This is a genomic window from Burkholderia dolosa, assembly GCF_902499135.1.
Taxonomy (GTDB): Bacteria; Pseudomonadota; Gammaproteobacteria; order Burkholderiales; family Burkholderiaceae; genus Burkholderia; species Burkholderia dolosa.
Genome location: NZ_CABVPR010000057.1, coordinates 23,566 through 38,603 on the forward strand (window position 1 = coordinate 23,566; position 15,038 = coordinate 38,603).

The 15,038-nt window shown below is 68.0% G+C and carries 15 protein-coding genes; 7 read left to right on the plus strand and 8 right to left on the minus strand.

The genetic code is table 11. The features are described from left to right. The first annotated feature begins 25 nt into the window (after positions 1-25). Positions 26-835 carry a bifunctional hydroxymethylpyrimidine kinase/phosphomethylpyrimidine kinase gene (gene thiD / locus BUB20358_RS21805; RefSeq protein WP_006764003.1) on the plus strand — a complete coding sequence of 270 codons (810 nt, stop codon included), beginning with the start codon at positions 26-28 and terminating at the stop codon, positions 833-835. Positions 836-853: 18 nt separating this feature from the next. Here the strand turns inward: thiD and BUB20358_RS21810 are convergent, their stop codons facing one another. Genes BUB20358_RS21810 through tsaB form a run of 4 tightly spaced genes read right to left on the minus strand, consistent with a single transcriptional unit; the run spans position 854 to position 4,107 of the window. Next, the gene (locus tag BUB20358_RS21810; protein WP_035972140.1) at positions 854-1,813 is read right to left on the minus strand and encodes a DUF1853 family protein; all 960 of its coding nucleotides are present in this window, start codon (positions 1,811-1,813) and stop codon (positions 854-856) included. After that, the gene (locus BUB20358_RS21815; protein ID WP_006764001.1) at positions 1,810-2,856 is read right to left on the minus strand and encodes a uracil-DNA glycosylase; all 1,047 of its coding nucleotides are present in this window, start codon (positions 2,854-2,856) and stop codon (positions 1,810-1,812) included. Before BUB20358_RS21815 ends, BUB20358_RS21810 begins: the two co-directional genes overlap by 4 nt. Next, positions 2,843-3,343 (minus strand): ribosomal protein S18-alanine N-acetyltransferase, encoded by a 501-nt coding sequence (gene rimI / locus BUB20358_RS21820; RefSeq protein WP_035972139.1) that lies wholly within the window; start codon positions 3,341-3,343, stop codon positions 2,843-2,845. The genes BUB20358_RS21815 and rimI overlap by 14 nt, the downstream gene beginning before the upstream one ends. Further along, on the minus strand, positions 3,340-4,107 hold the full coding sequence (tsaB, locus tag BUB20358_RS21825) for a tRNA (adenosine(37)-N6)-threonylcarbamoyltransferase complex dimerization subunit type 1 TsaB (RefSeq protein ID WP_035972137.1): 768 nt from the start codon (positions 4,105-4,107) through the stop codon (positions 3,340-3,342). The genes rimI and tsaB overlap by 4 nt, the downstream gene beginning before the upstream one ends. Positions 4,108-4,254: 147 nt before the next feature. On the opposite strand from tsaB, the gene BUB20358_RS21830 reads away from it, so the two are divergent. From BUB20358_RS21830 to aceA, 3 genes are all read left to right on the plus strand, one after another. Then, positions 4,255-4,524, plus strand: coding sequence for an acyl-CoA-binding protein (locus tag BUB20358_RS21830; RefSeq protein WP_006763999.1), 270 nt, complete (start codon positions 4,255-4,257; stop codon positions 4,522-4,524). A gap of 381 nt (positions 4,525-4,905) precedes the next feature. Then, positions 4,906-6,429 (plus strand): DEAD/DEAH box helicase, encoded by a 1,524-nt coding sequence (locus BUB20358_RS21835; RefSeq protein WP_035972135.1) that lies wholly within the window; start codon positions 4,906-4,908, stop codon positions 6,427-6,429. A 380-nt stretch (positions 6,430-6,809) separates the two neighbouring features. After that, complete coding sequence (aceA, locus tag BUB20358_RS21840) at positions 6,810-8,117, plus strand: isocitrate lyase (RefSeq protein WP_035972134.1); 1,308 nt, start codon at positions 6,810-6,812, stop codon at positions 8,115-8,117. 216 nt (positions 8,118-8,333) lie between these two features. Here the strand turns inward: aceA and BUB20358_RS21845 are convergent, their stop codons facing one another. After that, positions 8,334-8,768, minus strand: a complete 435-nt coding sequence (locus tag BUB20358_RS21845) for a universal stress protein (RefSeq protein WP_035973332.1) — start codon at positions 8,766-8,768, stop codon at positions 8,334-8,336. A gap of 153 nt (positions 8,769-8,921) precedes the next feature. Beyond that, positions 8,922-9,827 (minus strand): LysR family transcriptional regulator, encoded by a 906-nt coding sequence (locus BUB20358_RS21850; RefSeq protein WP_006763996.1) that lies wholly within the window; start codon positions 9,825-9,827, stop codon positions 8,922-8,924. A gap of 155 nt (positions 9,828-9,982) precedes the next feature. Between BUB20358_RS21850 and BUB20358_RS21855 the strand changes: the two genes are divergently transcribed. Together BUB20358_RS21855 and aceB are read left to right on the plus strand one after the other, a co-directional pair. Beyond that, a complete protein-coding gene (locus tag BUB20358_RS21855; protein WP_006763995.1) occupies positions 9,983-10,744 on the plus strand; it encodes a haloacid dehalogenase type II in 762 nt (253 codons plus the stop codon). Positions 10,745-10,811: 67 nt separating this feature from the next. Next, on the plus strand, positions 10,812-12,404 hold the full coding sequence (gene aceB / locus BUB20358_RS21860) for a malate synthase A (RefSeq protein WP_035972133.1): 1,593 nt from the start codon (positions 10,812-10,814) through the stop codon (positions 12,402-12,404). A gap of 123 nt (positions 12,405-12,527) precedes the next feature. On the opposite strand, the gene BUB20358_RS21865 is transcribed toward aceB, so the two are convergent. Beyond that, entirely contained in the window at positions 12,528-12,941 is a 414-nt protein-coding gene (locus BUB20358_RS21865) for a gamma-glutamylcyclotransferase family protein (RefSeq protein ID WP_006763993.1), read from the minus strand. A 250-nt stretch (positions 12,942-13,191) separates the two neighbouring features. Between BUB20358_RS21865 and BUB20358_RS21870 the strand changes: the two genes are divergently transcribed. Next, the gene (locus BUB20358_RS21870; RefSeq protein WP_006763992.1) at positions 13,192-14,073 is read left to right on the plus strand and encodes an AraC family transcriptional regulator; all 882 of its coding nucleotides are present in this window, start codon (positions 13,192-13,194) and stop codon (positions 14,071-14,073) included. Positions 14,074-14,098: 25 nt separating this feature from the next. Here the strand turns inward: BUB20358_RS21870 and BUB20358_RS21875 are convergent, their stop codons facing one another. Next, positions 14,099-14,866: a GNAT family N-acetyltransferase gene (locus BUB20358_RS21875; protein WP_081293577.1), complete on the minus strand. Its 768-nt coding sequence runs from the start codon at positions 14,864-14,866 to the stop codon at positions 14,099-14,101. Between the last annotated feature and the right edge of the window lie 172 nt (positions 14,867-15,038).

Here is a 15,038-nt window from a genome sequence, read left to right on the forward strand (position 1 = left end):
GCTTTCGAGGCGGCGCCTCGCCATCATGACGCACGCCATTCCCAACGTCCTGACGATCGCCGGCTCCGATTCGGGCGGCGGCGCGGGCATCCAGGCCGACCTGAAGACGTTCTCCGCGCTGGGCGCCTACGGCGCGAGCGCGATCACCGCGCTGACCGCGCAGAACACGCGCGGCGTGACGGGCGTGCACGCGCCGGACGCCGCGTTCGTGACCGCGCAACTCGACGCCGTGTTCGACGACATCCGCATCGACGCAGTGAAGATCGGCATGCTCGCGAATGCGGCGATCGTCCGCGCGGTCGCCGACGCGCTGCAGCGCTACGCGCCGCGCTTCGTCGTGCTGGACACGGTGATGATCTCGAAAAGTTCGCACGCGCTGCTCGCGCCGGATGCGGTCGACGCGCTGCGCGACGTGCTGATGCCGCTCGCGACGATCGTCACGCCGAACCTGCCCGAAGCGGCCGCGCTGCTCGGCGACGCGCCGGCCGCGACCGAAGACGACATGGTCCGGCAAGGCCGCACGTTGCTGCAGACCGGCGCGCGTGCGGTGCTGATGAAAGGCGGCCATCTGCCCGACACGGCTGCGAGCCCCGACTGGCTCGTCGACGCCGCGCATGCCGTGCGGCTCGACGGTGCGCGCGTGCCGGTCACGAACACGCACGGCACCGGCTGCACACTATCGTCGGCCATCGCGGCGCTGCTGCCGCAACGGCCCGATCTCGAAAGCGCGGTGCGCGACGCGAAGGCGTACCTGAGCGGCGCGATCGCCGCGAGCGGCCGGCTCGACGTCGGCCACGGCGTCGGGCCCGTCCATCACTTCCATCGCTGGTGGTGAGTGCCGGCTGACGCCGCGTCAGTCGACCTGCGCGGCGAACGTCTGCGCGCGCATCGGCCAGTCGTCGGGTACGACGAAGCCGCGCGCGGTCTCGTGCCAGCTGCCGTCGCCTTCCTGGTCATAGATGCCGATCAGCGCGGGCGTGTCGCGCGTCGTCAATACGGGCGGCAGCGACGGCGCAGCCGCGAGCGGCTCGGGAGCGGCATCGGCCGCGAGGCGCCGCGGCGCGAGCCACGCGAGCCGCGGCACGATGCTCCACGCTCGGCCGGCCGGCTGCGCGGCGGCCCACGCCGGCCACTGCGCATGCGTGAGCCAGAAGCCGCGCGGATGATCGGCCGCGATTTCGGCAGCCACCGCGGGCAAGCGCGCGCCGAGCGGATAGAACAGCCATCCTTTGACGAACATCTGCGCGGCGGACGGCGCACCGTAACCGAGCAGCGCAAATCCGCCGCGATCGCTGAGCCGCAGCTGATGATCGAGCAGCCGGCTGCGCTTGCGGTCGAGTCGATCGACCAGATTCGGGCCGACGAAGTCCGCCAGCGACGCGGCGCCGCGCACCGGCGCGCACAGATAGCACTTCACTGCGAGTTCCCAGTGCAGCCGCTGCCCGCCCGGCGCATCGACGAGGAAGTCGACTTCGCCGAGCGTGCGGCCGTGGCTGCGCAGCGGCAGGTTCGCGGCGACGAGCCGCAGCGACGGCCCGTGCGTGAGGAAATACTCGAGCAGGCATTCGGCATAGCGACCGAGCCGCACGGGACGCAGCCCGTCGAGCATCCGGTGCAGCGGCTCCGGTGCCGCGTCGAGCGCGACGAGCCAAGCATCGACGGCCACGCGTTCGACCGCGTCCGACCACGGCTGCGCGAGCGGCGCACCCGGCGCCGCGGTGAGCAGGCTCGGGCTTGCGAGCAGCCAGCCGAGATCGCGGACGACGGCGTCGCGCAGCGTATCGACGAACGCGAACGCCGCGCCGGTCGTCATTGGCCGGCCGGCTCGCTTGCGTCGGCGTTCGCCGTGTTACGGAACGTATCGCGCGCGAGGCACAGATCGGCCCACGCCTTCGCCTTGTCCGGCAGACTGCGCAGCAGGTACGCGGGATGGTAGGTGACGATCACCGGCACGCCTTCGTACGCGTGCACGCGGCCGCGCAGCGACGCGATGCTCGCGTCGGTCTTCAGCAACGTCTGCGCGGCAAATCGCCCGAGCGCGACGATCAGCTTCGGCTTCACGAGCGCGACCTGGCGCTGCAGATACGGCTCGCAGCGCGCGACTTCGTCCGGTTCGGGATTGCGGTTGCCGGGCGGACGGCACTTGATCACGTTCGCGATAAACACGTTGTCGCCGCGCCGGAGCGACAGCGACTGCAGCATGTTGTCGAGCAGCTTGCCGGCCTGGCCGACGAACGGCTCGCCCTGCTTGTCCTCGTTTTCGCCGGGCGCTTCGCCGATCAGCATCCAGTCCGCGTCGCGATCGCCGACGCCGAACACGGTGTTGGTCCGCTTTTCGCACAGGCGGCAGCGCGTGCAGTCGGCGACGCGTGCGGCGAGCGCATCCCAGTCGAGCGCGGCAACCGGCGTTTCGGCGCTGCGCGGCGCGGCGGCCGGCACGGCGGCGCTCGGCGGCGCGGCGTCGAACCATGCGAAATCGTCGTCGGGCGTCGGCGGCGTCTGTGGCGTGGAAGCCGGCGGATCGCGCAGAACGGGCGCGCGGTCGCTGTCCGCCGGATCGTTTGCGGCAACGCGCGGCGCGTCGGTCGGCCGAGCGTCGGATGCGCGCTCGACAGGCGCGCGCGCATCGTCGACTGCTGCGACCGTGCGAGCCGCGCGCGTATCGCGCGGCGGTCCGTCCAGCGGCTCGCGTGGCTCCGCGACCGTTGCATCCGCAACCGCGGATACGCGTTCGGCCGCGCCGTCCGACGCGGCATCGGTCACGCCGGCCGCCGCGCCGCCTTGCGTGCGCTGACCGCGCCGCACCCAGATCTGCGCGAGTCCCATTTCCTCGAGCGCCGCTTCAGCCCACGCCATGCGCGTTCCCCTTGTCCTTGTTCAGCGTCAGACGCATCACGATTGCATCCTCCCGGCTGCGATGCCGCGCCGGATAGTAGTTCTTGCGCCGGCCGATCGTCACGAAGCCGAAGCGCTCGTACAGATGGATCGCGCGCGGATTGGACGGCCGCACCTCGAGCAGCACGCCGTCGAGCCGCTCCGCGCGCGCGATGCGCACCGCCTCGCGCAGCAGCGCGAGGCCCGCCCCCGAGCGCTGCGCGGCCGGCGCGACGCACAGGTTCAGCAGATGCATCTCGTCGATCACCGGCATCAGCACGCAGTAGCCGACGAGCGCGCCGGTCACGTGGCGCAGGCATACGCCGAAATAGCCGTTGCGCAGCGAATCCTCGAAGTTGCCGCGGCTCCACGGGAATTCGTACGCGGCCTGCTCGACCGCGACGACTTCGTCGAGATCGGCATCCGTCATCGGCGACAGATAGCGATCGCTCAACAGCACGCCGGTCATCCGTACGCTCCACCCGTCTGCGCGGCGCGCGCGGCGACACGCTCGGCGGTCGTCTGCGCGACCTTGTCGCGCACGTATTCGGGCGCGGCCAGCTCGGCCGGCACCGCGCGCCCGGCGCGAAACGCGCGCAGCGCGGCATGCGCGACCGCGAGCGCATGCGGCAGCGCGTCGCCGTCGATCGACGCCGCGCGCGTCGTCGCCGGCAGCAGCGCGCCGAACGCGGCGGCCGCATTGCCCGCCAGCGTAAACGGCACGTCGGGCACGCCGACGGCGCCCGGCGCGTCGAGCGACGCGGGCTGCAGCGTGCGCCAGTCGCCCGCGTCGTCGTCCCACGCGAAGTCCGCCCAGTACGCTTCGTCCATCCGCGCATCGAGCGCGGCCAGCACGCGCGTCGTGCCGGGTGCGCGCAGCCGTGCATGCTCGGCACACGCGAGCAGCGTACCGATCGGCACGACCGGCAGCCCGCGCCCGAACGCGAGGCCCTGCGCGATGCCGGTCGCGGTGCGCAGCCCGGTGAACGAGCCGGGACCCGCGCCGAACGCGACCGCATCGCAGTCGGCGAGCGTCAGCCCGGATTCGGCAAAGAGTTCCTGGATCGCCGGCAGCACGCGCGTGCTCGACACGGCGCCCGTCAGCTCGTGACGGAACCAGGTTTGCGGGGTGGAAACGGCGTCGTCCGCGTGGGCCGAGCGCAGCAGCGCGACCGAGCAGTATTCGGTCGACGTATCGATGGCGAGGAGCACTGTTTGCGTCATGGCCGACATTGTAATGCGGCGCCCCGCTCCGACGGGCGATCGCGGTCGATCGGCACGCAAGCGCGGCCGCGCCGGCGGTTTGGAAGGATCGCTCGACCCTGCGCGGCGGTGCGCTTGCTAAGATCGCCCGACTTGAAACCTTTACGGAGACACCCGATGAGCGACCTCAGCGCCCGCTTCGAGCAGGCCCAGATCGACGTCAAGCAACTGTCCGAACGGCCGGGCAACCTGACCCTGCTGCGCCTGTATGCGCTGTTCAAGCAGGCGACCGACGGCGACGCGCACGGCGACAAGCCGGGCTTCACCGACATCGTCGGCAAGTACAAGTACGACGCGTGGGAAGCGCTGAAAGGCACGCCGCAGGACACGGCGAAGGAGCAATACATCGAGCTCGTCGAATCGCTGAAGAACGGCACGGCGTCCTGAGCCTGCAAGTCCCGCGCAACCGATTGCGGCACGTCCGCCGCGATCGACGATCAAACCGGTGGCGCAGCGCAGCAAATTTCTTTATAATGCCGGCTGCGTCACTTCCGCGTTCGGCTCGAAAGCCGCTCCGGCCGACGCCTCGTAGCGTTAAGCTCCAATCCGGTTTAGAACCTGTCCCCTCCTGCCTCGGCCCTTGCGGTCGTCACTTATCAGGCTGGCGGCCCCGCTCCAGAAGCGCGCCGCACCCAAAACAGCTTCTAATGCCTCGTCTGCCGACTGTTCGGCAGATTGCACCCGTTTCCCGATTTGCTCGCTGAATCCGACGACTTGGGTATGCGCGATTGGCGCCGACGTTTCACCCACTGTGTTTCAAGGATTGTTATGACTTCGAGCATCAACTCCAGCCCGCTCAACGCGATCGCCGATCAGGCGCTCGGTCTCGACGCCGCCGCACCGGCCGCGGACGAACCGACTTTCGCGTCGCTCGGGCTGTCGCCGGAGATCGTCTCCGCGCTGCAAGCCGCCGGTTACGTGAAGCCGACGCCGGTTCAGCAGCGCGCGATTCCGGCCGGCATCGCCGGCCGCGACCTGCTGGTATCGAGCCCGACCGGCTCGGGCAAGACGGCCGCCTTCATGCTGCCCGCGATCGAACGTTTCGCGCAGCTGCAAAAAGCCCACGCACAACAACCGCGCGCGCCGCGCGAAGCCGGTCAGGGCGAGCGCCGCGCGCGTCGTCCGCAACCGGTCGCGCGCCCGGGCCTGCTCGTGCTGACGCCGACGCGCGAACTCGCGATGCAGGTCACCACGGCCGCGTCGACGTACGGCAAGCATCTGAAGCGCCTGCGCACCGTCAGCATCCTCGGCGGCGTCGCGTACGGCCAGCAGCTGATGCTGCTCGCGAAGAATCCCGAGATCCTGGTCGCCACGCCGGGGCGCCTGCTCGACCATCTCGAGCGCGGCCGCATCGACCTGTCCGAACTGAAGATGCTGGTGCTCGACGAAGCCGACCGCATGCTCGACATGGGCTTCATCGACGACATCGAGACGATCGTCGCCGCGACGCCCGCGTCGCGCCAGACGATGCTGTTCTCGGCCACGCTCGACGGCAAGATCGGTTCGCTGACGAGCCGGCTGCTGAAGGATCCGGAGCGTATCGAGATCCAGCAGCGTCTGGAATCGCGCGCGAACATCGCGCAGACCGTCCATTACGTCGACGACCGCGATCACAAGGACCGTCTGCTCGATCATCTGCTGCGCGACACGGCGCTCGATCAGGCGATCATCTTCACGGCGACCAAGATCGACGCCGACCAGCTCGCCGGCCGCCTCGCCGACGCCGGCTTCGAATCGGCCGCGCTGCACGGCGATCTGCCGCAGGGCGCGCGCAATCGCACGATCCGTGCGCTGCGCGAGCGCCGCGTGCGCGTGCTGGTCGCGACGGACGTCGCCGCGCGCGGGATCGACATCCCGGGCATCACGCACGTGTTCAACTACGATCTGCCGAAGTTCGCGGAAGACTACGTGCACCGTATCGGCCGCACGGGTCGCGCGGGCCGCTCGGGCATCGCGGTGAGCCTCGTGCACCACGCCGAACAGGGCGCGCTCAAGCGCATCGAGCGTTTCGTGCGTGCGCCGCTGCCGGTCAACGTGATCGAGGGCTTCGAGCCGCGCAAGGCACCGCCGCGCAACGACCGCGGTAACGGCGGCCGTGGCCGTCCGGGTGCCGGCAACGGCGGCCGGCGTTTCGGCGGCAAGCCGGGCGGCGGTCACGGCGGCAACGGTGGGCGCAGCTTCGGCAGCGGCAACGGCGGCGGCTGGAGCGGCAAGCCGGGCGGCAGCCGCGACGGCGGTCACCGGCGCGACGGTCAGCGCGGCGGCCCGCGACGCGGCAACTCGGCGTCCTAACCGTTGGATGGGCGGCCGGCGAGCCGCCCCGCTTTCCGGACAACCGGCGCGCTGCGCCGGTTTTTTTTTGCCCCGCCCGACATTTCACGATACGAAAAATTTTTTTGCGTCGTAAAAAATCATGCTGCGTGGCACAACGCGTGCGATTGCAGGATGGGAAAATACGTTTCTCATTGCAAAACCGAAGCCGCAAATCGTTGATTAACAAGAAATAAAAATTTCTTCGCTTCACGATGAAGCCGCTGTTTCACGCCGGTCGATTTGCCTAGACTCTTATACAAGACTTCACGAAACGGAACCTGCGTGTCGCCGCTTCGAGAACAGCCTCATCACCGTTCGATTCAACCGTCTAGGCAACACACCACTTCAAGGAGCTCATCATGTCGCGTCAGCAACAGGCACAGGAACTGCAAAAGCAATGGGAAACCGATCCGCGCTGGAAGGGCATCAAGCGCGGCTACACGGCTGAGGACGTGGTCCGTCTGCGCGGCTCGATTCCGGTCGAGCACACGCTCGCGAAGCGCGGCGCCGAAAAGCTGTGGAACCTGATCAACAACGAGCCGTTCGTCAACGCGCTCGGCGCGCTGACCGGCAACCAGGCGATGCAGCAGGTCAAGGCCGGCCTGAAGGCGATCTATCTGTCCGGCTGGCAGGTGGCCGGCGACGCGAACGTCGCGGGCGAAATGTACCCGGACCAGTCGCTGTACCCGGCGAACTCGGTGCCGCTCGTCGTGAAGCGCATCAACAATACGCTCACGCGTGCCGATCAGATCCAGTGGTCGGAAGGCAAGAATCCGGGCGACGAAGGCTACGTCGACTTCTTCGCGCCGATCGTCGCGGACGCGGAAGCCGGCTTCGGCGGCGTGCTGAACGCGTTCGAACTGATGAAGGCGATGATCGAGGCCGGCGCGGCGGGCGTGCACTTCGAAGACCAGCTCGCTTCGGTCAAGAAGTGCGGCCACATGGGCGGCAAGGTGCTCGTGCCGACGCGCGAGGCGGTCGCGAAGCTGTCGGCCGCGCGTCTCGCCGCCGACGTGATGGGTACGCCGACGGTGCTGGTCGCCCGCACCGACGCGGAAGCCGCCGATCTGATCACGTCCGACATCGACGACAACGACAAGCCGTTCCTGACCGGCGAGCGCACGGTCGAAGGCTTCTTCCGCACGAAGCCGGGCCTCGAGCAGGCGGTCTCGCGCGGCCTCGCGTATGCGCCGTACGCGGACCTGATCTGGTGCGAAACCGGCAAGCCGGATCTCGAATACGCGAAGAAGTTCGCGGAGGCGATCCACAAGCAGTTCCCCGGCAAGCTGCTGTCGTACAACTGCTCGCCGTCGTTCAACTGGAAGAAGAACCTCGACGACGCGACGATCGCGAAGTTCCAGAAGGAGCTCGGCGCGATGGGCTACAAGTTCCAGTTCATCACGCTGGCCGGCTTCCACGCGCTGAACTACTCGATGTTCAACCTCGCGCACGGCTATGCCCGTACGCAGATGAGCGCGTTCGTCGAACTGCAGCAGGCCGAGTTCGCGGCTGCCGACAAGGGCTTCACCGCCGTCAAGCACCAGCGCGAAGTCGGCACCGGTTACTTCGACGCGGTCACGCAGACCGTCGAGCGCGAAGCATCGACGACCGCGCTGCACGGCTCGACCGAGGACGAACAGTTCTTCGACGGCAAGAAGGTCGCGTAAGCCGCGCACGCGCGGCGCCGACCCCCGCCCGTCGCATCGCGGAGCGGGCGCGGCAACCAGAACGCGCATCAGGGAGGAGACGGCAGGCGCGCGACGACGATCGCGCGACCGGCCGCGCGGCCTGCGGCCGCCAGCAACGACGCGCGCCGGGCTTGCCCGGCGCGCCCTTTTCACGGTGCCGAACGCTGCCGCGCACGCGGCAATGCGCGGCGCACGCTACCGATAGACGATCACCGGAATTTTCGTATGGGTCAGCACACGCTGCGTCTCGCTGCCGATCAGCAGGCTGCCGAGCCCGCGGCGTCCGTGCGATGCCATGAAGATCACGTCGCAGCCGCCGCGCTCGGCCGCCTCGATGATGCCGAGATACGGCGACGGATGCACGCTGGTCCATGTGTCGCATGCGACGCCGGCCGCCTTCGCGGCCGCTTCGACCTCGTCGAGATGTGCACGCGCCTCGCGCTCGCTGCGCGCGCGGAAGTCCGCCGGCGGCTCGATGATCACTTCGGAAAACGGCGAATACGGGTACTGCGGCAGGCACGCGTACGCCGTCACGTGCGCACCGACCGCGCGAGCGAGATCGATCGCGCCGTCGATCGCTTTCTTCGACAGGTCGGAGCCGTCGGTTGGAACGAGGATGTGCCGGAACATCGCGCCCTCCTTCGTCAGTCGCATCCCGTGCGCGGCGATCCGCTGCGTGCGGGCCGCGGCGCGGCAGGTATGCGTGTTTCGATTGTAGTGCGCGAAATCGTCGGGTCGATGCCGGCAGCGGGTTCGTCCTCATATCGGAAACGCGCGACCGCGCTAGTCGCCCCAGTAGCCGGGTCGCTCGTACGTATGCTTCAGGTAATCGAGAAAGAGCCGCACACGCAACGGCAGATGCCTGCGTTGCGGAAACACCGCGTGGATGCCGATCGGCGGCGCGGCGAACGCGTCGAGCACGCTGACCAGCCGGCCGGCCGCGATGTCCGCGCCGACTTCCCACCACGAGCGCCACGCCAGACCGTGACCGGCCAGGCACCATTCGTGCAGCACCGCGCCGTCCGAGCACTCCATCGTGCCGTTCACGCGGATCGACACGACCTTGCCGTCCTCCTGGAACGTCCAGCCGCGCTGCTGGTTCGCGTTCGCGGCGAGCGCGAGGCAATTGTGACGCGCGAGCTCGGCGAGCGTCGCCGGCGTGCCGCGCCGCGCGAGATACGCGGGCGATGCGACGCACACGCGCCGGTTCTCGCCGAGCTTCAGCGACACGAGCGACGAGTCCGGCAGCTCGCCGAGCCGTACCGCGCAATCGAACCCCTCGTTGACGAGATCGACCATCCGGTCGGACAGATCGAGCGTGACCGATACGTCCGGATGCGCGCCGCTGAACTCGGGCACGAGCGGCGCGACGTGCCGTCTGCCGAAGCCGGCCGGCGCCGAGATCCGCAGATGCCCGCTCGCCTTCACGCCGCCGGCCGACACGCTTGCCTCCGCGTTCTGCATGTCGTTGATGATCCGCTGGCAGTCCTCGAGGAATGCCGAACCCTCGAACGTCAGCGTGAGCTTGCGCGTCGTGCGCACCAGCAGCTTCACGCCGAGCCGCTCCTCGAGCGCATCGAGGCGGCGGCCGATGATCGCCGGCGCGACGCCCTCCGCATGCGCGGCCGCCGACAGGCTGCCCTTCGCCGCGACCGCGGCGAACGTTTCGATCTGTTTGAACCGGTCCATGACTCCGACGAGCGGCGTTTCCCGCCCTCACATGACTGAAGCCGGTCAAGATTAGGTATATGAAAGTAAAAGATCAAGTGATGATTAGCGTCTTTTTTAGCATCTGCGATCACGAATAGAATCGATCCCGACCTCTGACACTGGAGCGCAAGGCTATGTCGGCCACAACGACACTCTCCTCTCCCGACGCCATCCTCTTCGACGCATTCGGCACGCTGTTCGACGTGCATGCGGTCGTGGCCGCGGCAGAGCAGATGTTTCCCGGTCACGGGGAACGGTTGTCGCAGCTGTGGCGACGCAAGCAAATCGAATATTCGCAGCTGCGCACGCTCGCCGATCCGGCCGGCGCCCGCTATCGTCCGTTTCGCGACATCACGCTCGACGCACTGCGCTTCGCTGCGCGCGCGCTCGGCGTCGCGCTGAACAGCGCGGCCGAGAAACGGCTGATGGACGAATACGCGTGCCTGTCCACCTATCCCGATACGGTGCCCGCGCTGCGTGCGTTGCGCGCGCTGGAGCCGCGCCCGCCGCTCGCGATCCTGTCGAACGGCAATCCGCAGATGCTAGACATCGCGATCAAGAGCGCCGGCATGAACGGGCTGTTCGATCGCGTGCTGTCGGCCGACGCGGTGCGCGCGTACAAGCCGAGTCCGGCCGCGTACGCGCTCGGCACCGCCGCGTTCGGGGCGAACCCGCGCGGCATCGTGTTCGTGTCGTCGAACGCGTGGGACGTCGCGGGCGCCGCGTGGTTCGGCTACACGACGTTCTGGCTCAATCGCACCGGCGCGCCTGCCGAGGAACTCGGCACGCCGCCCGACGGCACCGGCACCGGCATGGCCGACCTGCTCGCTTTCCTCGCCACCCCGGCTTCATCCGGCAGACCGGCAAACCGCACGCGCCCCGGCCCGGGCGCATGAGGTTCGCGTCGCTGCCGCCTTCCCCCTTCACCGAAACCGCAACTGACCGACCAAGGAGATGAGACTCATGAGCACCCCGATCACGCTGCCGCAAGGCATGGCGATCACCGGCGAAATCAAGCCCGGCTACGAAGCGATCCTGACGCCCGACGCGCTCGCGCTCGTCGCGGCGCTGCACCGCACGTTCGAACCGCGCCGCCAGGCGCTGCTGCAGGCGCGCGTCGAGCGGACGAAGCGGCTGGACGCCGGCGAGCGTCCCGACTTCCTGGCCGACACGAAGGCGATTCGCGAAGGCGACTGGAAGGTCGCGCCGCTGCCGGCCGACCTGCAATGCCGCCGGGTCGAGATCACCGGCCCCGTCGAGCGCAAGATGATCATCAACGCGCTGAACTCGGGCGCCGACTCGTACATGACCGACTTCGAAGATTCGAACGCGCCGAGCTGGACGAACCAGATCGACGGTCAGATCAATCTGAAGGACGCGGTGCGCCGTACGATCTCGCTCGAGCAGAACGGCAAGTCGTACAAGCTGAACGACAAGGTCGCGACGCTGATCGTGCGGCCGCGCGGCTGGCATCTCGACGAGAAGCACGTGACGGTCGACGGCCAGCGCGTGTCCGGCGGCATCTTCGACTTCGCGCTGTACCTGTTCCACAACGCGAAGGAACTGATCGCGCGCGGCTCGGGCCCGTACTTCTATCTGCCGAAGATGGAGAGCCATCTCGAGGCGCGGCTGTGGAACGATATCTTCGTCGCCGCGCAGGAAGCGGTCGGCATCCCGCGCGGGACGATCCGCGCGACCGTACTGATCGAGACGATCCTCGCCGCGTTCGAGATGGACGAGATCCTGTACGAGCTGCGCGAACACAGCTCGGGTCTCAACGCCGGCCGCTGGGACTACATCTTCTCGGCGATCAAGAAGTTCAAGAACGACCGCGACTTCTGCCTCGCCGACCGTTCGAAGATCACGATGACGGTGCCGTTCATGCGCGCCTACGCACTGCTGCTGCTGAAGACCTGCCACAAGCGCAACGCGCCGGCGATCGGCGGGATGAGCGCGCTGATTCCGATCAAGAACGATCCGGAAGCGAACGAGAAGGCGATGGGCGGCGTGCGCGCGGACAAGCAGCGCGACGCGACCGACGGCTACGACGGCGGCTGGGTCGCGCACCCGGGCCTCGTGCCGATCGCGATGGAAGAGTTCGTGAAGGTGCTCGGCGACAAGCCGAATCAAATCGACAAGCAGCGTGACGACGTGCAGGTCGAAGGCCGCAACCTGCTCGACTTCCAGCCCGAAGCGCCGATCACCGAGGCCGGCCTGCGCAACAACATCAACGTCGGTATCCACTACCTCGGCGCGTGGCTCGACGGCAACGGCTGCGTGCCGATCCACAACCTGATGGAAGACGCGGCGACCGCCGAAATCTCGCGCTCGCAGGTGTGGCAGTGGATCCGCTCGCCGAAGGGCGTGCTCGACGACGGCCGCAAGGTCACCGCGGAACTCGTTCGCGAATATACGAAGATCGAACTCGAGAACGTGAAGCGTTCGGTCGGCGGCAACACGCAGCCGTACGAACGCGCGGCGGCGATCTTCGAACGGATGTCGACGTCGGAAGGCTTTACCGAATTCCTGACGCTGCCGCTGTACGAAGAGATCTGATCGGGCCGCACGCGGCGTGCCGATCGTTCGTCGGCACGCCGCCAGCCGCCGGTTGAGCGGCGACATGAAAAAAGCGCCCCGCGGGGCGCTTTTTGTTTATACGCGCGCTCGACGCGCGATCGCTCACGCGGCTTCGCGTTCGCGCCGATGCTGGACCCAGTCGCCCGACGCAATGCGCGGAAGGCCCGCGACGGCATGCGCGGCGACCGGATAGTACAGACATGCGTACTGGCGGCCGCCGAGCTCGACGGTCACGTTCTCCTGCTTGAACAGTGTGTCGACGCCCGGATACACGCGCTCGATCTCGTCGAGTACCGAAACGAGCCGTTCGTCGATCTCGTACACGTCGCCCCAGACGAGCGACTTGCCAGCCGCGCCGGCCACCATGCCCGGATAGTTGCCGAAATCGTACAGTTCGCCCGGCAGCGCGACCGCACCGAGCAGCGTCGGCGCGGCGATGCCGTGCCGCGCGGCCGCATGGCCGATGTCGTTGGCCTCCCCCGCTCTCAACGTGCCGTAGACGAATACGTGGCGCATCGTGGTTCTCCTGTTCGATTCGTGGTTACCGTGTCGGGCCGTTCGCTGAATCGCCTATCGCGCCGAACGGCAACGCCGACGCGACGCGAGTTACGTCGCCGCGATGCACGCTTGCGCGTGCAACGGCACGAATCCGCGCGGCCCCACACAAAGTTCATTTGAACGTCGCATTATCGGCGGAAAAACCGCTGCATGCGTTTGCGCGGCGACTCTTAAAATACGGCATCGCCGCCGCGCCGCCCCAACATCCATGAAACCGCTCGCCCCTGCCGACGCATCGAATCCGTACGATGTCATCGACATTCCGCCCGAATTCGCGCCGACCCGCGCGCACCCGATGCGCGTGCGCGCGCGGCAGGTCGATGCCGGGCGCCGCATCCCGCTGCATACGCACGCGTGGGCGCAGCTTGCCTATGCGTCGCGCGGCGTGCTGCGCGTCGCGACGACCGGCACGACGTGGATGGTGCCGCCGTCGCGCGCGATCTGGGTGCCGCCGCACGTGACGCACGAGGTCGTGATCGTCGAAGAGGCCTATCTGCGTACGCTGTATATCGACGAGTCGATCGTGCCGGACGGGCTCGATGCGTGCCGGGTCGTCGAAGTGACGGGATTGCTGCGCGAGCTGATCGTCGCGCTCGACGCACGCGACTTGAGCACCGCGCGCGAGCGGCTGCTGTGCGAGCTCGTGCTCGACGAGCTGAGCCGGGCCGAACCGCTGCCGCTTGCGGTGCCGATGCCCGACGAGAAGCGGCTGCGCACGTTGTGCGAATCGGTGCTCGCACAGCCCGCGCATGCCGAATCGCTCGAGCACTGGGCGAGCGAGGTCGGCGCCAGCACGCGCACGATCTCGCGGCTCTTCAAGCAGGAACTCGGCGTGAGCTTTTCACAGTGGCGCCAGCAGGCGCTGCTTGCGCGCGCGATCCCGCTGCTGAACCAGGGACGCCCGCTGTCGCATATCGCGCGCGAACTCGGCTACCAAAGCCAGAGCGCGTTCTCCGCGATGTTCCGCCGTGCATTCGGAGAAAGTCCGCGCGCGTTCATGCTGCGCGGCCACGAGCACCGCGGCACGGAAGACGTAGCCACGGTCGACGATCGACCGTCGGACGACGAAACGACCGGTACCGCCGGCTGACGATGCCGTGCGCGACCGTGCGGCTTCAGACCGGACGCACCATGTGACGGATCGATCCGAGCTGCGCGAGCGTCGGCCCGGCGACCCGATAACCCATACGCTGATAGAGGCGTGCGGCCGGATTGTCGACGAACACGCGCAGCTGCAGTTCGTGCAGCCCGCGGGCCCGCGCCCATCGATGCGACATGTCGAGCATGTAGGTACCGGCGCCCTGCCCGCGATGGCCTGCCGCGATCTGCACGTCGCGGATGTGCAGCGAATCGCCTTCCTCGGTCACGCGCAACACGCCGATACGCTCGCCGTCGGCCTCGAGGATGAAGTTCTCGGATTCACTCCAGCTTGCATAGAACAGGTCGCTGCGCCACACGAGCCCGTGGCGCTTGTAATAGCCGCCCATGTTGCCGTGCGTCAGCGCCTCGGCGAACGGGAAATCGCCGGGCTCTGCAGGCCGGAGCTGATACAGGAGTCGCAGATCGGTCGGATCGAGCATCGCGCAGAGGTCATGAACGCATGCCGCCACGATAGCGCAGTCGCGTGCGGATGCAATCGCGAATTTCTCGTAGCGGCACGTTGCGTGTGCCCGCTCGCCGAAGACGACGAGGCCCGTGCGACGCAGGCATTTCGTTTGTTTACGAACGACGCCCTCGCGGCTCGGCGCAGGTGAAGCCGCGGATGAAGCCCAAATGAAAAAGCCCGCCGAGGCGGGCTTTTTCATTGTTTGGCGGACTCGCCTACGTGGCGCAGGCTGCGGCTGCGCTTGCACGCGCCGCTCTTCGAGCGCGCTGGCAGCCATGCAGACGGCTTCCTCCGCTCCACAGCCACGCGCCCGCACGCGAGCGCGCCCATCGACGACCAACAAAAATGCCCGCACGAGGCGGGCATTTATTGTCTGGCGGAGCGGACGGGACTCGAACCCGCGACCCCCGGCGTGACAGGCCGGTATTCTAACCGACTGAACTACCGCT